Source organism: Streptococcus sp. 29887 (assembly GCF_032595075.1).
GTDB classification, from domain to species: domain Bacteria; phylum Bacillota; class Bacilli; order Lactobacillales; family Streptococcaceae; genus Streptococcus; species Streptococcus iners.
Genome location: NZ_CP118735.1, coordinates 1,232,838 through 1,250,739, shown reverse-complemented (window position 1 = coordinate 1,250,739; position 17,902 = coordinate 1,232,838). Strand labels below are relative to the sequence as shown.

The window sequence follows — 17,902 nt, the reverse complement described above, 5'->3', positions numbered from 1 at the left end:
GAAACGATGGTTGTACTAGTAGCAACATTAAATACGGAGAATGTACCTAAACTGATTGAAGAAATGAATTTAAAAGCAGTAGATACTATCGTGATCAACCAATCTAGTACTGGTAGAGAAAGGATCAACATTGACCAGTGTCAACAAGCAACCATTGTTTATAGTGAGCGACTTGGTTTGAGTGCTAGTCGTAATGAAGCTATATCTTATGCTCAGAGTGAGGATATCTGTCAGATTGCTGATGATGATATGATTTTTGTTGACAATTATAAGGAAATTGTTTGGGATGCGTATCAGGAATTTCCAGATGCAGATGTTATCGTTTTTTATGTCGATTTTGAAAACCATGCCGTCGCAAGAAGTAATATTCCCAAAGGTAGAATGTATTATCTTGATGCCATGCGCACCTCATCCGTCCAAATCAGTTTTAAAAAGTCTAGCTTAGAGAGTGTAGGTCTCAAATTTGATGAACGGTTTGGTATTGGGGCAACATATGGTTCGGGTGAAGAGAATATTCTCTTATTTGACGCGTTGAGAAAAGGATTAAAACTTTATAGCTATCCCATAAAGATAGCTTCCTTACGAGAAAGAGATTCTCACTGGGACAGGTCTCACACACCTGAAAATTGTCGAAAACGAGGTGCTATTTATAGGCGGATGACAAACTATTGGTACTGGATATTGATTGTCCAGTTTGCTATCCGAAAACGAAAGCAAATGTTACCAGAAATTTCCTTATTTGACAATATGTGCTATATGTTCCAAGGAGCTAGAGAGTTTGCTAAGTCAGAATAACAATTTATGAGAAAATTGCTTTCATAAACCTTATTTTTAAAATTTTGGATAAATCACCAAAATAAGTGGAACTTTTGTTGAGTTGTTTACCTACAGAAAATGGTTATTATTCACTTCGCCACAATGTGCGTGCAGGCATCACTGGTTACGCGCAAGTATATGGAAAATACACATCTGATTTCCAGAGTAAATTGAAATTTGATTTGCTATACATCAAGCAATATTCTATCCTGCTAGATGTTAAGTTATTACTAAAAACCTTTGTCATACTTCTCGATAAGACAAGTTCTCGCGGGAAATCACAGGAAGATGATAATGAAATAAATCTGGAGAAACTTGCTAAAACTATTAAAATCCTGACCTAGTTTTCAAAATTTGTAACTGCAGGTATTAGAGAATGCTCTATTGATTGAGAAATGAGGAAGTGTTTATGAACAAAGCATTAGAACAAAATAATGACAGTAGAAATCAGATAACTGATATAGCAAAGCCTGCAAATACCATCGCAGTTGTTGGTTTGGGCTATGTAGGAATGTCCATTGCAGTTCTGTTAGCGCAAAATAATAAGGTTTACGCTGTTGATATCCAAGAAGAACGAGTTGAGCAGGTTCGGTCTAAAAAATCTCCAATCCAGGATGATTATATCGAACGATTTTTAAAAGAGGAAAACTTATTCTTAGAAGCTACAACAGATGCTGAATCAGCCTATAAAGTAGCTGATTTTGTGGTGATTGCTACTCCGACCAATTATGACGATAAGACAAATTACTTTGATACAAGCTATGTTGAAAGTGTTATAAAAGAAGTCTTGGCAGTGAATCCTGATGCCCTCATGATTGTGAAGTCAACAGTTCCAGTAGGTTTTACATTGAGTGTGCGTCAAAAATACCAAACCGAGAACATTGTCTTTAGCCCAGAATTTCTTAGAGAATCGAAAGCACTCTACGATAATCTCTTTCCATCTCGTATCATCGTTTCCACAGAAATGACAGACTCTCCTAAGACGAAAATGGCTGCTCAATTATTTGGTGATTTACTGGCACAGGCTGCCCAGAAAACTGATATCCCAATATTGATAATGGGTGCCACGGAAGCAGAGGCCGTTAAGCTTTTTTCCAATACCTATTTAGCCTTACGAGTTTCTTACTTCAATGAATTGGATACTTATGCAGAACTGAATAATTTACGGGCAGAAGACATTATTAAGGGTGTTGGTTTAGATACGCGAATTGGTCAGCACTATAACAACCCTTCGTTTGGTTATGGCGGCTATTGTTTGCCTAAGGATACCAAACAATTACTTGCCAATTATCAGCAAGTTCCACAAAACATGATTTCAGCTATTGTTGAAGCCAATAGGACCCGAAAAGATTTTATTGCGGAACAAGTGATTAAATTTGCTGAGAAAAATCATGCTACTGCCAGTGATAAACCAGTAACTGTGGGTGTTTACCGTCTGACGATGAAAACAAACTCGGATAATTTTAGGCAAAGTTCCATTCAGGGCGTGATGAAACGTCTTCAGAAAAAGGGAGTAGATTTAATTATCTATGAACCAACTCTTCCCGATAACTCATTTTTTGAAGGGTGGAAAGTGGTGAATGACATCAAGCGTTTTAAGCAACAATCAACGGTCATAATTGCCAATCGCTTTGAAGAATGTTTGCAGGATGTTGAAAATAAAGTCTATTCTAGAGATATTTTCAGAAGAGATTGATGTGTATCATTTCAATCTACATGAAGGGCTAGCACTTGCAAGCTCTTCTATTTTTTTGTAGAATAGTAAAAGTGAGGTTTGAAAATGAGTAAAAAAGATAAAAAAATTGAAATTCAAATTGAAGATAGTAAAGTCTTGGTCAACAAGGAAGAATTTGCTGGTTACCGCCTTGTAATTGGAAAAAAGGTTATCGGTGAAATTGCGGAATTGGAAGAAAATAATTTTGCTGTTGTAAAAAATGGCAATACTGAAAGCTTTTATAAAAAACTAGAAAAAGCAGTCGGAAATATTATTGAAAATTATAATTTAAGTCACTAAAGGGCTTGAAATAGTCACTATTTTATGATAGAATAGTGACTGTTGGTGCTATGGAAAGATAGCGAAGAGGCTAAACGCGGCGGACTGTAAATCCGCTCCTTCGGGTTCGGGGGTTCGAATCCCTCTCTTTCCATGTCTAAGATACTAAGGGCGTCAAACGCACAGTAAAAATAGGAAGTTGACAGCAAATCCTGATTTGCTAGGCGACTTATCTTTTTTACACAGCGTTTAGCCCGAGTTCATTTCAGAATACTATCTTAGAAAAATATTTTGGGGTATCGCCAAGCGGTAAGGCAAGGGACTTTGACTCCCTCATGCGTTGGTTCGAATCCAGCTACCCCAGTCAAGGTACTAGATTTAATCTAGTTCGTCAAAGATGTCTAATTGTTGTTGTCCTTGCGTGTGCCTTAAATAAAATATATTTTATGTTGGGTCGAGAGACCTGATTGTCGGAGGTTTTTTTATAATGAACGAATTTGAAGATTTGTTGAACAGTGTAAGTGAAGTTACACCTGGTGATGTGGTAACTGCAGAAGTATTGACAGTTGATGCTGGTCAAGCGAATGTAGCTATTTCAGGTACTGGTGTAGAAGGCGTATTAACTCTTCGTGAGTTGACAAACGACCGTGATGCTGACATCAACGACCTTGTTAAAGTTGGTGAAACACTTGAGTTGCTTGTACTTCGCCAAGTTGTTGGTAAAGATACAGACACTGTTACATATCTCGTATCTAAAAAACGTTTGGAAGCACGTAAGGCATGGGACAAACTTGTTGGTCGTGAAGAAGAAGTTGTTACAGTTAAAGTAACTCGCGCTGTTAAAGGCGGTCTTGCAGTTGAATTTGAAGGTCTTCGTGGTTTCATCCCAGCTTCAATGATCGACAGCCGTTTCACTCGCAACACTGAGCGTTTCGTTGGTCAAGAATTCGATGCGAAAATCAAAGAAGTTGATCCAGCTGAGAACCGTTTCATCTTGTCACGTCGTGAAGTTGTTGAAGCAGAAGCTGCAGCAGCACGTGCTGAAGTATTCGGTAAATTGGCAGTTGGTGAAGTTGTAACTGGTAAAGTTGCACGTATCACTAGCTTCGGTGCCTTCATCGACCTCGGTGGTGTAGATGGTTTGGTACACTTGACTGAATTGTCACATGAGCGTAACGTATCTCCTAAGTCAGCTGTAACAGTTGGTGAAGAAGTTGAAGTTAAAGTTCTTGCAATCGACGAAGTAGAAGGTCGCGTATCATTGTCATTGAAAGCTACACAGCCTGGTCCATGGGATGGCGTTGAGCAAAAATTGGCAGCTGGCGATGTCATCGAAGGTAAAGTGAAACGTTTGACTGACTTCGGTGCTTTCGTTGAAGTATTGCCAGGTATTGATGGTTTGGTACACATCTCACAAATTTCACACAAACGTGTTGAAAATCCAAAAGATGCTTTGTCAGTAGGTCAAGAAGTAACTGTTAAAGTTCTTGAAGTAAACGCTGCTGATGAGCGTGTATCACTTTCTATCAAAGCTTTGGAAGAGCGTCCAGCAGCTGCTGAAGGCGAAGAAAAAGCTGAAAAACGTGCTCCACGTCCACGTCGTCAAAAACGTGAAGAAAAACGTGATTACGAATTGCCAGAAACTCAATCTGGTTTCTCAATGGCTGACCTTTTTGGTGACATTGAATTGTAATTCCAATAAAAACTTGCCTTGCGCAAGTTTTTCCTTTCCACCCTTAGTGTAATGGATATCACGTAAGATTCCGGTTCTTGAGATGGGGGTTCGATTCCCTCAGGGTGGATAAAAATACGCTTAAAACCCTTGATACACAAGGGTTTTTGTTATGTTTGCCCCAAATCTGCCCCAAATTTTTCAAAAAGATTTAGAATAGTTGCCTGATTTTCTCAAAGTCATTTTTTTCTGTTCTTGGAAAAGGTGAGTACAGGTCTTATCTTTATGTCCGGTCAGTTTAGAGAAGGTCATGATGTCAATTGCTTTTTGTTTTAGATAGCCGATATAGGTATGTCTGATGCTATTTGGAGTTGCTAGTTGATTGTGGCTATCTTCCTAATACCCTTCTTACTGGTTATATCTGAGGCTCTGATGAACAGTCTTTTCCTTAGATTGCCTCCGTAGCCTGTATTGAGATATCTTGGGTATGCTTTCCAGACATCACAATCATTTGGAAGGAAATTTGATTTATCTTAAAACAATAGCACGAATTTGAAATTATTATAAACATAGTGAAGAAGGAAAAGTCTATTCAGAGTTTATGCGATACTTGGAAAAAGTGTGAAAGATTAAGGGGCCTGTGATGATTATCATGATTTGTGAACGTGGAGCGATAAAAAAAGAGCCGTTTGGCTCTAGTCGAAAATGTAGTTATAAAGTTGGACGACTTTTTGAAAAGTCCATGTGTCTAGTTGGCTGATTTTGCTGGCGTTTCGTGCCCTAAAATCAAAGGTGTAAAGTTGCATTGGATTGACCGCCCCGTCTACCTTATCAGAAAGGATAGGGACAGCCAAGCCACGGCTTTCTAGTGCTTTTGCACCGTGAGTGATAGGGCAGACGGCAACAAATCCTGTCATCTGGCTGTACTTGTGACTAGAAACGACAAGTGCTGGTCTGCGCTTTTGGATTTCTTTTCCAAGTGATGGGTCAAAGTCAATCCAGATGATGTCTTGTTTTTGAGGTATATAATTATCCTTCATTGTCAAGTAATACCACACCTTCAAAGTTGTTGTCCATGACGAACGGTTCCATGTCATCAAATGGATTTGGGATTTTAGGTGCAAGTACGATGACACCATCAATGCCCTTATAGACGATAAATTCTTTGCCTTCATCTACATTTAATTCTTTTGGAATGGTGATTGCAAGTGAGTTACCAACTTTACGCGTTTTAACAGTATTCATAATATATCCTCCTATTTGTATATACTAAGTATATACAAAATAAAGAGGGAAGTCAAATGGAAAGAGGCATAAAATGACCGAAAAACTAGACAGCTACTAGTCGATGTAGCAGAAATGAGATATTTGGATGTCACAGATGATGACTGCCAGTTTTAGGAGAGAATCAGACCGAACACAAGAAAGGCCTTAGCTTTGGTTAAGTAGAGTTGATTGGGGCACCCAAGGTTTTTTTTGAGAAAAATAGGAGGGAGTATGTATCAACTAAGAAAATTAAAAAAATGGTTTGTCAGGACTTTTATATGTGTTCGTGATTGGTTGTTTAAAGATTTAGGACATTATAAAGTTGATTTTTATTGTAAAAAGTGTGATAAGGTCACTAAGAGATTATAAATTTTAGAAAGGCGGTGGCTATGAATAAGCGTATCAAGAAAGAATTACAAGAAAAACATATTAGAAAACTAAAAAGAGGCTGGTATAAAAAACTCAACCACGCTTCTTAGGGTTCGTGTCAACATCTCAGCGCAGTGGTTGATTGGCAGATTTGTTCGTGTTTTACACTCCAAATCTGACCATTACGACTGTTGCGAACAAAGTTCGCTCTATTTCCAACCTCAAAAGGTTCACTGAACCTTTTGAGCTGTGCGGGGGCGGGAGTGAAACAGTCTGGGGATAGACTGTTTCAGCTCAACAACATGAAATAATGACTTGTTGACGAACTCTTTTTTTGACCAGTCGAGTTCTTTCCCGCTCCCACTAGTTTTTTCTAAATAGTTAAACTTGATGCAGTGGTTGAGTGAGCTCTAATTCGCTGATGTTATCAGCTTTTATAGCCCTACTCAACTGTGCGGAGCTGGGCTAACGGCTCATCGAACCCTTCGGGTTACCGATTTTTGTCCCGCTCTCTTTTCGTCTGTAAATAGTGGTAGCGATAGACGGTATAGCGTTCAATAAGGCGGTAGCCTATTCCACCTAAAATAGCTTTGATGATAAAGACAAGGTGTTTTGATAGGGGTGCCTGGACAGTCAATCCGAAAAGGATACCCAAGATAATCCAAGCAAGTACCGCCCACCATAACTCTTTGAATGGAGTGTATTGTCCATCTCTTTCTTTGACTTCATTCGATACTCTAACTGCACAGCTAGATAAGATAACTATGGGAAGAAGAGAATTGGTGTTAAACGGTTCTGGTAAAAATGATGCTAGCAGGAAGATTTCAATGAATGAAAATAACAATAACCAAACTAAAATAGGTATTCTAAGAATAAAATACTTCATACAGCACCTCCTAGATTTAGTATATCAAACCAAGAGCAGTTGTGCAAATATTTATCTGGTTATTCTTAGGAAGAACTTGTGGATGCTTCAGTAGAGCTCTCTGTTCTACTCGTTGTTTCTGTCGTACTTGTTTGGATTTCTTGACTAGATGAAGTTTCTGTAGTTGTTGACGAACTGCTGTAATCTACTGTAGAGCTAGTTTCGGTTTGGTTAGGAGCTGTCGTTTCAGTACTAGAACTTGTTGGTGCTTGTATATTGATGGTTGGGCTAACTGCTGAAGATGTATTAGTGTTAGTAGAACTGGATGAGCTTATCGAACTACTAGGGTTAGTATGGGCAACAGTTGATTTTGCAGTGAAGGTATAAATGGTAATACAAGCAGTAATAATTCCTAAAATCGAACCGATGAAGGTTAAAAACTTTTGTAGTTTTGTTAAGGCAGAACCATGTTCTTTTCTATTTGTTGATTTCATGTGCTATCCTCCAAGTCCATCATAAAAAACCAAGTTTAAAACTATCTTAAAGATTGGCGAAAGGCATGAAAACGTGATAAAATAGGACTATTGCAAAAAAAGGAATGAAGACATGATTTATTTTGACAACGCAGCAACCACCCAGGTCTATCCAGAAGTTCTCAAGACCTATACGGAAGTGGCAACCAAAATCTGGGGCAACCCCTCCAGCCTCCACAACCTGGGTAGCCAGGCGACACGGATTTTAGAGGCATCTCGCAAGCAAATAGGAGAGCTTCTCGGCAAGGACAGCAAGGAAATCTTTTTCACCTCAGGTGGTACGGAAGGTGACAACTGGGTCATCAAGGGCGTGGCTTTTGAAAAGGCACATCTGGGCAAGCACATCATCGTGTCAGCTATTGAGCATCCAGCGGTAAAAGAGTCAGCTCTATGGCTCAAAACCCAAGGTTTTGAGGTGGATTTGGCTCCGGTCAATGTCCAAGGTTTTGTGGATGTTTCAGCCTTAGAAAGCTTGATTCGTCCAGATACTACGCTGGTTTCTGTCATGGCCGTCAACAATGAAATTGGTGCTATTCAGCCCATTCAGGAAATCTCCCAACTCTTAGCTGATAAGCCGACTATCTCCTTCCACGTGGATGCGGTGCAGGCCATCGGCAAGGTGCCAATAGAACAGTATCTGACAGACCGAGTTGATTTTGCTAGTTTTTCAGGTCACAAATTCCACTCTGTCAGAGGAGTAGGATTCGTCTATGTCAAAGCTGGCAAGAAAATCGCTCCGCTATTGACAGGAGGGGGACAGGAAAGCGACAAACGCTCAACCACGGAAAATGTGGCTGGTATCGCAGCTACAGCTAAGGCGCTCCGCTTGACATTAGACAAGGCAGCAGACAGCCAGAAACGCCTGGCAGCCACGAAGCAAATTCTGGTGGATGAATTGGGCAAGTATGCTGATGTAACAGTCTTTTCTGGGCTAGAGGACTTCGTGCCCAACATTGTGACTTTCGGGATTAAGAACATTCGTGGCGAAGTCATCGTCCATGCTTTTGAAGAACACCAGATTTACATTTCGACCACTTCAGCCTGCTCGTCTAAGGCAGGTAAACCTGCAGGTACTCTGATTGCCATGGGAGTACCGCAGAAGTTGGCTCAAACTGCCGTCCGTATCAGCTTAGACGATGATAACGACATGGGGCAAATCGAGCAATTTCTCACTATTTTCAAACAAATTTATCACAATACACAGAAAGTAAGGTAGTATGAACTATTCAGAAATTATGATTCGCTATGGCGAATTGTCAACTAAAGGGAAAAACAAGATGCGGTTTGTCAACAAACTCCGCAATAATATCAAGCACGTCCTTTCAGTCTATCCAGAAGTGACCGTTTATTTTGACCGTGACCGTGGTCATGTCTATTTGAATGGGGCGGATTATCAGGAAGTTTCAGCTTCTTTGAAGAAGATTTTTGGGATCCAAAATTTCGCACCATCTTATAAGATCGAAAAATCGGTTCCAGCTTTGAAAGAAGCGGTTGTGGAGATTATGCAGTCCATTTACAAGGAAGGGATGACCTTCAAGATTGCTGCGCGTCGTAGTGACCACAATTTTGAATTGGACAGCCGTGACCTTAACCAAGTCCTTGGAGATGCGGTTTTTACAGCCATTCCAAATGTACAGGTGCAGATGAAGTCGCCAGATATTACGCTGCGAGTGGAAATTCGTCCTGATGCAGCCTATATTTCCCATGAAGAAATCAAGGGGGCAGGCGGTCTTCCAGTTGGTACATCTGGCAAGGGTACGCTGATGTTATCAGGTGGTATTGATTCGCCTGTTGCGGGCTATTTAGCACTGAAACGTGGGGTTGAAATTGAAGCCCTGCACTTTGCAAGTCCGCCTTATACTAGCCCGGGTGCACTAAAAAAAGCCCATGATTTGACTCGTAAATTGACTGCCTTTGGTGGTAATATCACCTTTATCGAAGTACCGTTTACAGAAATTCAGGAAGAAATCAAGGAAAAAGCGCCTGAAGCTTATTTGATGACCTTGACACGTCGCTTCATGATGCGGATTACAGACCGAGTACGGGAAGAGCGTGGTGCCATGGTTATTATCAATGGTGAAAGTCTAGGACAAGTGGCAAGTCAGACCTTGGAATCCATGCAGGCTATCAATGCGGTGACAAATACACCTGTTATCCGTCCAGTCGTTACCATGGACAAGTTGGAAATCATTGATATTGCTCAAGAAATCGATACCTTTGATATTTCCATCCAGCCATTTGAGGATTGCTGTACCATCTTTGCACCAGACCGTCCAAAGACTAATCCTAAGATTAAAAATGTGGAGCAATACGAAGCCCGCATGGATGTAGAAGGTTTGGTAGAACGAGCTGTGGCAGGGATTATTGTAACTGAAATCACACCGAAAGAAGAAGTGCAGGATGAAGTGGATGGTTTGATTGCTGATTTATTGTAAGTAAACCAAAATATTTTTCAGAAATATAATGAAAATCTAGCGAAAGCTAGATTTTTTGCAACTTGCTCGGAAAAGCAAGATTTGTATGGTATAATAGTTTTTCACAAATATTTTTTCTAACAAAGGAGGAGTTATGAAAAAAGGAGCCTTAACAGGTCTACTCCTGTTTGGTATGTTTTTTGGTGCAGGAAACTTGATTTTTCCGCCTGCACTTGGTGTCTTATCTGGTGAGAATTTCTGGCCAGCTATTTTAGGATTTGTTGTATCGGGTGTCGGTATTGCCGTCATTGCCTTGATTGTCGGAACATTGAACCCCAAAGGCTATGCACATGAGATTTCACGCAAGATTTCGCCTGCCTTTGCAACGGTTTATCTTGTTGCCTTGTATTTGTCCATCGGTCCTTTCTTTGCCATTCCGCGTACGGCTACAACGTCCTTTGAAATTGGTATTGCGCCATTGTTGGGCGAAGCAAACCTTGGAATTTGGTTATTTGGTTTTACGGCTCTCTACTTTGTGGCAGCCTACCTGATTGCCCTCAATCCATCTCAGATTTTGAATAGTATTGGACGGATTTTAACTCCAGTATTCGCTATTTTGATTGTTATTTTGGTTGTTCTAGGAGCTATCAAGTATGGTTCGACCAGTCCTCTGCCAGCAGCAGAAGCTTACTCAGCTGGACAGGCTTTTGGTACAGGATTTATTGAAGGATATAACACTTTGGATGCTCTTGCGGCGGTTGCCTTTAGTGTGGTAGCTGTCAATACCTTGAAACAACTTGGTTTTTCAAGTAAAAAGGAATACATATCTACCATTTGGTCAGTAGGCCTTATTGTAGCCTTGGCTTTCTCAGCGCTTTATGTTGGTTTGGCCTTCCTTGGAAATCACTTCCCAGTCCCAGCAGATGTTTTGGCATCAGATACGAACAAGGGTGTCTATGTTTTATCTCAAGCAACTCAAGCTATTTTTGGACCAAGTGCTCAAATTTTCTTAGCCGCTATGGTTATCGTAACCTGCTTCACTACAACAGCTGGTTTGATTGTGTCTTCTGGTGAATTTTTCGCTGAGCGTTTTCCACGTTTTAGCTACAAAGTATATGCGACTGCCTTTACCTTGATTGGTTTTGGGATTGCCAATCTTGGTTTGAGTAAGATTATTGCCTTCTCTATTCCAGTTCTTTTGATTCTCTATCCAATTACCATCTGTATCGTTTTAATTACCATTGTCAACAAATTTGTACCGCTTTCAAAATATGGTATGCAGTTGACAGTTGGCCTAGTAACAGCTTTGTCATTGGTAGAAGTTTTGGCAGGTCAATTTGGTTGGACAGCTGTTTCAACAATCATTTCAGCTCTACCATTAGCCGGACAATCACTAGCATGGTTATTGCCTGCTCTTGTCGGAATCGTTCTTTCACTTTTCTTGCCAAACAAGCAGGAGAGCGAAGTTTTCGAAATGTAAAAAAATGATACAAAACACTTGCATTTGCAGGTGTTTTTGTTATAATAGGAGTGTTGACTATGCACACCCTGTGCAACCGCACGACTACCGTTTAAGTGGTTCGTCCCACGGTACTAGGCGAGTCTTCACATAAAATTCGGGCAAGGCCCAAAAATCATAGGAGGTGCATAATGAGCACATACGCAATCATTAAAACTGGCGGCAAACAAGTTAAAGTTGAAGTCGGTCAAGCTATCTACGTTGAAAAATTGAACGTTGAAGCAGGTCAAGAAGTTACTTTCGAAGAAGTAGTTCTTGTTGGTGGTGAGAAAACTGTTGTGGGTACTCCACTTGTAGCAGGCGCTACTGTTGTTGGTACTGTTGAAAAACAAGGTAAACAGAAAAAAGTTGTTACCTTCAAGTACAAACCTAAAAAAGGTAGCCACCGCAAACAAGGTCACCGTCAACCTTACACAAAAGTTGTTATCAACGCTATCAACGCTTAAGGCGTAGCTTGAAGCAATCATTACAGAAATTCGGAGGAATAACATATGTTAAACTTGAATCTTGCTAACTTGCAATTTATGGCCCACAAAAAAGGTGGAGGTTCAACGTCAAACGGTCGTGATTCACAAGCGAAACGCCTTGGTGCGAAAGCTGCTGACGGCCAAACTGTATCAGGTGGTTCAATCCTTTACCGCCAACGTGGTACAAAAATCTATCCAGGAGCTAACGTAGGTCGTGGTGGAGATGACACTCTTTACGCTAAAGTAGAAGGCGTTGTACGCTTCGAACGTAAAGGTCGCGATAAGAAACAAGTATCTGTTTACCCAATCGCAAAGTAAAAAGGTTCGGGGAACCTTTTTAGCAACTCTCCTTGAAATAAAAGAGAGAGTTGAGCTAGAAATAGCAAACAATAGGCTTTCCGAGATTTCGGAAGGCCTGTTTTTTTGTTTTGGTACCTAAGAACATTATAGTAGACGTATTGACCAGTAAATTGACCTTAGGAACGGTGAGACTAATGGAATTTACTCATCGTGTTGCATCTAATCTGTGTTATAATAGAAAGATAAGAATTGAGAAAGGACATGACAATGAATATTCAACAATTACGGTACGTTGTTGCCATTGCCAACAGTGGTACATTTCGAGAGGCAGCAGAGAAAATGTATGTGTCCCAGCCTAGTCTGTCCATTTCCATTCGTGACTTGGAAAAAGAGATTGGTTTTCAAATTTTTAACCGAACAAGTTCGGGAACCTTTCTGACCAAAGAGGGCATGGATTTTTACGAAAAAGCTCAAGCTTTGGTTAAGGGCTTTGACCACTTTGAAAATCGTTATTTGCAACCTGAAGAAGGGGAAAAGATTTTTTCCATTTCCAGTCAGCACTATGACTTTTTACCACCGTTGATAACAGAATTCTCAAAGGAACATCCTCAGTACAAAAATCTCCGAATTTTTGAATCAACAACAGTTCAAATTTTAGATGAAGTGGCCCAAGGATATAGCGAACTAGGGATTATTTATCTGAATGGTCGCAATACAAAAGGCATTATGCAGAAATTGGAAAAGCTCAAGTTAGAAGTGGAGGACCTGATTGCCTTTCAGACCCATATCTATGTCCGTAAAGACCATCCTTTGACAAGCAAGTCTGAGGTTGAGTTAAATGATTTAGTTGGTCTTCCGACAGTGCGATTTACTCAGGAAAAAGAAGCCTATCTTTATTACTCTGAAAATCTAATTGATACGTCAGACTCGTCTGTTACTTTTGATGTAACTGACCGAGCAACTTTGAATGGCATTTTGGAGCGGACCGATGCCTATGCGACAGGCTCTGGTTTCCTAGATAGTGAAAGTGTGAACGGGATTACGGTCATTCCAATTAAAGATCAAATTGATAATCGTATGGTCTATGTCAAACGAGCTGATGGGGACTTGAGCCAATGTGCTTTAGATTTTATTGAAATGATGCATCGATATTTTGATGCGAAGAAAGGTTAGTATGAGAAAGTTTGGATTTCCAATTCTGGCAGTTGTTTTGATATGTCTTGATCAGATTGTCAAGGCTTGGACAGTTGCCAATATTGAATTAGATACGGTTGAGCCATTTCTTCCAGGATTTATGAGTTTAGCCTATTTACGCAATTATGGAGCGGCTTGGTCCATCTTACAAAATCAGCAGTGGTTTTTCACGATTGTAACAATTGCAGCTGTGATCGGTTTGATTTGGTATTATGTGAAGCAAATTAAGGGTAGCTTGTGGACCTTGTTTAGCCTGGCTTTGATGATTGCTGGGGCCTTGGGGAATTTTATTGATCGAATTCGTCTTGGTTATGTAGTGGATATGTTCCACTTGGACTTTATCAGTTTCCCAGTATTTAATGTGGCGGACATGTGTCTGTCTATTGGTGTTGGAATTTTGTTTATTTGTATCATGAAAGAAGAGAGTAATGGAAGTAAGAGTTGAGATTGGTGGCATTCGTTTGGACAAGGCCTTGGCGGATTTGACAGATTTGTCCCGTTCAGTTGCCAATGAACAGATTAAAAATGGTCAGGTTTTGGTTAATGGCCAGCCTAAAAAAGCAAAATACAGTGTGCAAGCTGGTGACATCCTAACCTATCAGATGCCAGAAGTTGAAGAAATTGACTATGTAGCGGAAGATATTCCTCTGGAAATTGTCTATCAGGATGCGGATGTAGCAGTGGTCAATAAACCTCAAGGGATGGTGGTTCACCCATCTGCGGGGCACACATCTGGTACACTGGTCAATGCGCTTTTGTATCATGTCAAGGATTTGTCAGGTATCAATGGTGTTCTTAGACCTGGAATTGTCCATCGGATTGACAAGGATACATCTGGCTTGCTCATGATTGCAAAAAATGATGAGGCTCATACCAAGCTGGCTGCTGAATTAAAAGACAAAAAGTCGCTTCGTAAATACTGGGCGATTGTTCATGGGAACCTGCCAAATGATCGTGGAATGATTGAGGCACCGATTGGGCGTTCTGAGAAAGACCGCAAGAAACAGGCTGTGACAGCCAAAGGGAAAGAAGCTGTGACACGTTTTCAGGTTTTGGAACGTTTCGGAGATTATACCTTGCTAGAATTGACCTTGGAAACCGGTCGGACACATCAAATCCGTGTTCACATGGCTTATATCGGTCATCCTGTGGCTGGTGATGAGGCCTACGGCCCTAAAAAGACACTCAAGGGACATGGTCAATTTCTTCATGCCAGAACGCTTGGATTTACCCATCCGAGAACTGGGGAAGTAGTGGAGTTTACGGCAGAAGCGCCAGCTATTTTCCAAGAAACGCTTGAAAAACTGCGTCAGTCAAATGGCTGATGAAAACCTGTTCATCTTGCCCATTTTCCCAACAAATGCTATACTAGTAGACGATAAAAATGTAAGGAGTATGAAAAAATATGGAAACTTTACCAAATTGTCCAAAATGTAATTCTGAGTATGTCTATGAAGACGGCGCCCTTTTGGTTTGCCCTGAGTGTGCTTATGAGTGGAACCCAGCTGATGTGGCTGAGGAAGAAAGTGGACCTGTTGCAATTGATGCGAACGGTAATCGTTTGGCAGATGGAGATACGGTAACTCTGATTAAGGATTTGAAAGTCAAGGGTGCGCCTAAGGATTTGAAACAAGGTACACGAGTTAAAGGGATCCGTATCGTTGAGGGTGACCACAATATCGACTGTAAAATCGATGGTTTTGGTGCCATGAAGTTAAAATCAGAATTTGTGAAAAAAATCTAAGAGAAAGGACTGGTCAATCCAGTCTTTTGTCGTCTTTGAAAGGATAATATGAAGAATCAAACTATTTTATTCTATAGTCGGTGCTTGTTGGCAGTTTTGGCTATTACAGGAACGGTCTTGGAGATTTTAAAGTACGGTATCGGTATGCTTATGTACTATACGGTGCTTTCAAACCTCTTGGTATCTGTCTTTGCGGTTTATATGGTGCTTGCCATGAAGAAGGGTGAGGATTTACAGGCTCCTCGTTTTCTTCGTATAAAGGCTGCGGTAACCATGTCCATCATGATTACCTGTGTAGTCTATCACTTGATGTTGGCACCTCTCGCAGATGATTTTTGGCGAGTGGAAAACATGCTCTGCCACTATATTGTTCCGATTTATTTCTTGTTAGATACCCTACTTGTCGACCGTCAGCAACAGTACAAGTGGTTTGACCCGATTTGGTGGACACTTTTGCCAGTTCTCTACATGATTTTTGGGCTTGTTAATGGTCTTTTTATTAAAATTCCTATCCCTGATGCTAAGGACAGTCCCTTTGCCTATTTCTTCCTCAATGTTCCCAAATATGGCTGGCCTTATGTACTGACCTATGCAGGTACGATTTTCGTGGCCTATCTGGTTTTTGGCTTTGTTTTGACTGGTGTAAAATCCCTAAATGTCCGTCGCAGTCTGCTAAACAGGTAAGATTCTCAACAAAATCCGAAGATTTTTGGATTTTTTGCAGTAAGCATTTGTCCACGTAGGAAATTTGTGCTATACTTCTCTTAATCAATCCTTTAAAACCTGTCCAGAGAGGCAGACAAGGAGCAATGTGTTAAGAAGGTTAGTCTGTATGCTAGCCCATATTTTCATGGTCTCCTTGTATAAAGGGGACTTTTTCTATATTTTTTGGAGGTCTTTATGAAGACAAAGGAAATCGTTGACGATATGACCATGAAGCGGGCCATCACCCGTATCACTTATGAAATTATCGAGCGGAACAAAAATTTGGATAATATTGTTCTGGCAGGTATAAAAACCCGCGGGGTGTTCATTGCTAAACGCATTCAGGAAAGGCTGAAACAGTTAGAGGGGATTGATGTTCCACTGGGGGAACTGGATACCAAGCCTTTCCGTGATGATGTAAAAGTCGAAGAAGATACGACAAACATGACTGCTGATGTGAATGATCGTGATGTTATTTTGGTAGATGATGTGCTTTATACTGGGCGAACCATTCGTGCGGCTATTGACAACGTAGTTTCCTTGGGGCGACCAGCTCGTGTTAGTCTGGCTGTTCTAGTTGACCGTGGTCACAGAGAACTACCTATTCGAGCGGACTATGTTGGAAAGAACATTCCGACTAGCCGTTCGGAAGAAATCATCGTTCACATGGCTGAAATCGATGGCCAGGATTCTGTCCTCCTAGTCGAGGGAGCTTAGTCGTTTATTTTTCAACTCAATATTCTACATCTATATCATAAAGGCAGGTATCGTCATGACAATTACAAATGGTAAAGTTTCACTCAAACACTTGGTTACTATGGAAACTCTTTCAAATGAGGAAGTGCTCGGGCTTATTCAGAGAGGAATTACTTTCAAAAATGGGGAGCGGGTAGAGTTGGATAGGAAGTATTATGCTTCCAATCTATTCTTTGAGGATTCGACTAGGACCCATAAGTCTTTTGAAATGGCAGAGCTTCGTTTGGATATGGGCATGATTGACTTTGATGCGCGTACCAGTTCGGTCAATAAGGGTGAAACCTTGTATGATACGATTTTGACTATGTCAGCCTTGGGGGTCGACATCTGTGTCATTCGTCACTCTGAAGTAGATTACTACAAGCAGTTGATTGATAGCCCTACCATTCAGACTTCTATTGTCAATGGTGGTGACGGTTCTGGGCAACACCCAAGCCAGTCCTTGCTAGATTTGATGACCATTTATGAGGAATTTGGAACCTTTGAAGGTTTGAAGATTGCCATTGCTGGTGATATTACGCATTCACGAGTGGCTAAGTCAAATATGCAAATCTTGAAGCGTTTGGGTGCGGAAATTTACTTTGCTGGACCAGAAGAGTGGTATGCAGAGGAATTTGATGTTTATGGTCAACATTTGAATATTGATGATATTGTTGAGAAAGTAGATGTCTTGATGTTGCTCCGTGTGCAACACGAGCGCCATGATGGTGATGGTGGCTTTTCAAAAGAAACCTATAATCGCTTGCATGGCTTGACTGAGGAACGCTACAAGCGCTTAAAAGACAGGGCTATTGTCATGCATCCAGCTCCTGTCAATCGTGATGTAGAAATCGATGACCACTTGGTAGAGGCGCCAAAATCACGCATTGTCCGCCAAATGCAAAATGGTGTCTTTGTTCGGATGGCGATTTTGGAAGCCATTGTTAATGGCAAGGCTTAAGCTTTAACTGTTTAGGAATTTGTTAGACTTATCTTATTTAATGTCAACCTGTGAGTTGACGAATAGAAAGGCAAGTGCCAGGTCAATGGTTGCAAGCAACTCATTTCCCTACGCCTGGGAGTGGGAAAGAACTCGAAAATAAAAAAGAGTTCGTCAACAAGTCTTTAATTTAAGTTGTTGAGCTGAAACAGTCTATTCCCAGACTGTTTCACTCCCACCTCCGCATAGTTCCAACTGTCTGGGAGACAGTTGGGAGTTGGAAATAGAGCGAACACAGTTCGCATCAGTCGTAGAGGTTAAATTTGGAGTATAGAATACGAACAAATTTATCATTCAACCACTGCGCTGA

At 40.8% G+C, this 17,902-nt stretch carries 20 protein-coding genes, 3 tRNA genes, 1 pseudogene and 1 other annotated feature; of the genes and pseudogenes, 20 read left to right on the top strand and 4 right to left on the bottom strand.

The genetic code is table 11. From position 1 onward, the window contains the following. Positions 1-6: 6 nt before the first annotated feature. From PW252_RS06245 to PW252_RS06210, 8 genes and pseudogenes are all read left to right on the top strand, one after another. The gene (locus tag PW252_RS06245; protein WP_248049999.1) at positions 7-795 is read left to right on the top strand and encodes a glycosyltransferase; all 789 of its coding nucleotides are present in this window, start codon (positions 7-9) and stop codon (positions 793-795) included. Positions 796-890: 95 nt separating this feature from the next. Continuing rightward, positions 891-1,160, top strand: a pseudogene (locus tag PW252_RS06240) (sugar transferase); the annotation flags it as partial. 65 nt (positions 1,161-1,225) lie between these two features. Continuing rightward, complete coding sequence (locus PW252_RS06235) at positions 1,226-2,512, top strand: nucleotide sugar dehydrogenase (RefSeq protein WP_316716638.1); 1,287 nt, start codon at positions 1,226-1,228, stop codon at positions 2,510-2,512. A gap of 84 nt (positions 2,513-2,596) precedes the next feature. Then, entirely contained in the window at positions 2,597-2,830 is a 234-nt protein-coding gene (locus tag PW252_RS06230) for a DUF2969 domain-containing protein (RefSeq protein ID WP_248046131.1), read from the top strand. 52 nt (positions 2,831-2,882) lie between these two features. Then, positions 2,883-2,963, top strand: a tRNA-Tyr gene (locus PW252_RS06225). A 138-nt stretch (positions 2,964-3,101) separates the two neighbouring features. Continuing rightward, a tRNA-Gln gene (locus PW252_RS06220) sits at positions 3,102-3,173 on the top strand. Between the two features lie 123 nt (positions 3,174-3,296). Continuing rightward, positions 3,297-4,502: a 30S ribosomal protein S1 gene (gene rpsA, locus PW252_RS06215; protein WP_172050303.1), complete on the top strand. Its 1,206-nt coding sequence runs from the start codon at positions 3,297-3,299 to the stop codon at positions 4,500-4,502. Between the two features lie 37 nt (positions 4,503-4,539). Next, positions 4,540-4,611: transfer RNA gene (locus PW252_RS06210), tRNA-Arg, on the top strand. A gap of 565 nt (positions 4,612-5,176) precedes the next feature. Here PW252_RS06210 and PW252_RS06205 read toward each other — a convergent pair. From PW252_RS06205 to PW252_RS06190, 4 genes are all read right to left on the bottom strand, one after another. Beyond that, complete coding sequence (locus PW252_RS06205) at positions 5,177-5,521, bottom strand: type II toxin-antitoxin system PemK/MazF family toxin (protein WP_398582941.1); 345 nt, start codon at positions 5,519-5,521, stop codon at positions 5,177-5,179. Continuing rightward, the gene (gene mazE / locus PW252_RS06200; RefSeq protein ID WP_172091700.1) at positions 5,511-5,726 is read right to left on the bottom strand and encodes a type II toxin-antitoxin system PemI/MazE family antitoxin; all 216 of its coding nucleotides are present in this window, start codon (positions 5,724-5,726) and stop codon (positions 5,511-5,513) included. Before mazE ends, PW252_RS06205 begins: the two co-directional genes overlap by 11 nt. Before the next feature lie 880 nt (positions 5,727-6,606). After that, the gene (locus tag PW252_RS06195) at positions 6,607-7,002 is read right to left on the bottom strand and encodes a hypothetical protein (RefSeq protein ID WP_248050002.1); all 396 of its coding nucleotides are present in this window, start codon (positions 7,000-7,002) and stop codon (positions 6,607-6,609) included. A 65-nt stretch (positions 7,003-7,067) separates the two neighbouring features. Continuing rightward, on the bottom strand, positions 7,068-7,475 hold the full coding sequence (locus PW252_RS06190) for a DUF6556 family protein (RefSeq protein WP_248050004.1): 408 nt from the start codon (positions 7,473-7,475) through the stop codon (positions 7,068-7,070). A 112-nt stretch (positions 7,476-7,587) separates the two neighbouring features. On the opposite strand from PW252_RS06190, the gene PW252_RS06185 reads away from it, so the two are divergent. The 12 genes from PW252_RS06185 to PW252_RS06130 all read left to right on the top strand — a co-directional run bounded on the left by PW252_RS06185 (position 7,588) and on the right by PW252_RS06130 (position 17,553). Then, positions 7,588-8,730: a cysteine desulfurase family protein gene (locus PW252_RS06185; RefSeq protein WP_248050006.1), complete on the top strand. Its 1,143-nt coding sequence runs from the start codon at positions 7,588-7,590 to the stop codon at positions 8,728-8,730. 1 nt (position 8,731) lies between these two features. Continuing rightward, entirely contained in the window at positions 8,732-9,949 is a 1,218-nt protein-coding gene (thiI, locus tag PW252_RS06180) for a tRNA uracil 4-sulfurtransferase ThiI (RefSeq protein WP_248050008.1), read from the top strand. 133 nt (positions 9,950-10,082) lie between these two features. Beyond that, the gene (gene brnQ / locus PW252_RS06175; RefSeq protein WP_248050010.1) at positions 10,083-11,408 is read left to right on the top strand and encodes a branched-chain amino acid transport system II carrier protein; all 1,326 of its coding nucleotides are present in this window, start codon (positions 10,083-10,085) and stop codon (positions 11,406-11,408) included. 64 nt (positions 11,409-11,472) lie between these two features. Continuing rightward, positions 11,473-11,543 (top strand) — a sequence feature (ribosomal protein L21 leader region). Between the two features lie 35 nt (positions 11,544-11,578). Beyond that, positions 11,579-11,893, top strand: a complete 315-nt coding sequence (gene rplU / locus PW252_RS06170; protein ID WP_002941330.1) for a 50S ribosomal protein L21 — start codon at positions 11,579-11,581, stop codon at positions 11,891-11,893. A gap of 45 nt (positions 11,894-11,938) precedes the next feature. Then, positions 11,939-12,232: a 50S ribosomal protein L27 gene (rpmA, locus tag PW252_RS06165; protein ID WP_009909754.1), complete on the top strand. Its 294-nt coding sequence runs from the start codon at positions 11,939-11,941 to the stop codon at positions 12,230-12,232. Between the two features lie 249 nt (positions 12,233-12,481). Continuing rightward, complete coding sequence (locus tag PW252_RS06160) at positions 12,482-13,387, top strand: LysR family transcriptional regulator (protein ID WP_248050012.1); 906 nt, start codon at positions 12,482-12,484, stop codon at positions 13,385-13,387. Between the two features lies 1 nt (position 13,388). Then, complete coding sequence (lspA, locus tag PW252_RS06155; protein ID WP_248050013.1) at positions 13,389-13,853, top strand: signal peptidase II; 465 nt, start codon at positions 13,389-13,391, stop codon at positions 13,851-13,853. Beyond that, the gene (locus PW252_RS06150) at positions 13,837-14,733 is read left to right on the top strand and encodes an RluA family pseudouridine synthase (RefSeq protein WP_248050015.1); all 897 of its coding nucleotides are present in this window, start codon (positions 13,837-13,839) and stop codon (positions 14,731-14,733) included. The genes lspA and PW252_RS06150 overlap by 17 nt, the downstream gene beginning before the upstream one ends. 80 nt (positions 14,734-14,813) lie before the next feature. Beyond that, positions 14,814-15,152: a zinc ribbon domain-containing protein YjdM gene (locus PW252_RS06145; protein ID WP_012775074.1), complete on the top strand. Its 339-nt coding sequence runs from the start codon at positions 14,814-14,816 to the stop codon at positions 15,150-15,152. 48 nt (positions 15,153-15,200) lie between these two features. Next, positions 15,201-15,836, top strand: coding sequence for a Pr6Pr family membrane protein (locus PW252_RS06140; RefSeq protein WP_248050017.1), 636 nt, complete (start codon positions 15,201-15,203; stop codon positions 15,834-15,836). Positions 15,837-16,052: 216 nt separating this feature from the next. Continuing rightward, the gene (pyrR, locus tag PW252_RS06135; RefSeq protein ID WP_105117833.1) at positions 16,053-16,574 is read left to right on the top strand and encodes a bifunctional pyr operon transcriptional regulator/uracil phosphoribosyltransferase PyrR; all 522 of its coding nucleotides are present in this window, start codon (positions 16,053-16,055) and stop codon (positions 16,572-16,574) included. Between the two features lie 55 nt (positions 16,575-16,629). Then, positions 16,630-17,553 carry an aspartate carbamoyltransferase catalytic subunit gene (locus PW252_RS06130; protein WP_248050019.1) on the top strand — a complete coding sequence of 308 codons (924 nt, stop codon included), beginning with the start codon at positions 16,630-16,632 and terminating at the stop codon, positions 17,551-17,553. Positions 17,554-17,902: the final 349 nt, after the last annotated feature.

Bases quoted from the DNA above. Each gene is read 5' to 3' on its own strand.
- rpsA (WP_172050303.1), top strand. From the start codon at position 3,297: ATGAACGAATTTGAAGATTTGTTGAACAGTGTAAGTGAAGTTACACCT.
- PW252_RS06140 (WP_248050017.1), top strand. From the start codon at position 15,201: ATGAAGAATCAAACTATTTTATTCTATAGTCGGTGCTTGTTGGCAGTT.
- rpmA (WP_009909754.1), top strand. From the start codon at position 11,939: ATGTTAAACTTGAATCTTGCTAACTTGCAATTTATGGCCCACAAAAAA.
- PW252_RS06130 (WP_248050019.1), top strand. From the start codon at position 16,630: ATGACAATTACAAATGGTAAAGTTTCACTCAAACACTTGGTTACTATG.
- PW252_RS06145 (WP_012775074.1), top strand. From the start codon at position 14,814: ATGGAAACTTTACCAAATTGTCCAAAATGTAATTCTGAGTATGTCTAT.
- PW252_RS06160 (WP_248050012.1), top strand. From the start codon at position 12,482: ATGAATATTCAACAATTACGGTACGTTGTTGCCATTGCCAACAGTGGT.
- brnQ (WP_248050010.1), top strand. From the start codon at position 10,083: ATGAAAAAAGGAGCCTTAACAGGTCTACTCCTGTTTGGTATGTTTTTT.
- thiI (WP_248050008.1), top strand. From the start codon at position 8,732: ATGAACTATTCAGAAATTATGATTCGCTATGGCGAATTGTCAACTAAA.
- PW252_RS06185 (WP_248050006.1), top strand. From the start codon at position 7,588: ATGATTTATTTTGACAACGCAGCAACCACCCAGGTCTATCCAGAAGTT.
- PW252_RS06235 (WP_316716638.1), top strand. From the start codon at position 1,226: ATGAACAAAGCATTAGAACAAAATAATGACAGTAGAAATCAGATAACT.
- PW252_RS06195 (WP_248050002.1), bottom strand. From the start codon at position 7,002: ATGAAGTATTTTATTCTTAGAATACCTATTTTAGTTTGGTTATTGTTA.
- PW252_RS06245 (WP_248049999.1), top strand. From the start codon at position 7: ATGGTTGTACTAGTAGCAACATTAAATACGGAGAATGTACCTAAACTG.
- lspA (WP_248050013.1), top strand. From the start codon at position 13,389: ATGAGAAAGTTTGGATTTCCAATTCTGGCAGTTGTTTTGATATGTCTT.
- pyrR (WP_105117833.1), top strand. From the start codon at position 16,053: ATGAAGACAAAGGAAATCGTTGACGATATGACCATGAAGCGGGCCATC.
- PW252_RS06150 (WP_248050015.1), top strand. From the start codon at position 13,837: ATGGAAGTAAGAGTTGAGATTGGTGGCATTCGTTTGGACAAGGCCTTG.
- PW252_RS06190 (WP_248050004.1), bottom strand. From the start codon at position 7,475: ATGAAATCAACAAATAGAAAAGAACATGGTTCTGCCTTAACAAAACTA.
- PW252_RS06230 (WP_248046131.1), top strand. From the start codon at position 2,597: ATGAGTAAAAAAGATAAAAAAATTGAAATTCAAATTGAAGATAGTAAA.
- PW252_RS06205 (WP_398582941.1), bottom strand. From the start codon at position 5,521: ATGAAGGATAATTATATACCTCAAAAACAAGACATCATCTGGATTGAC.
- rplU (WP_002941330.1), top strand. From the start codon at position 11,579: ATGAGCACATACGCAATCATTAAAACTGGCGGCAAACAAGTTAAAGTT.
- mazE (WP_172091700.1), bottom strand. From the start codon at position 5,726: ATGAATACTGTTAAAACGCGTAAAGTTGGTAACTCACTTGCAATCACC.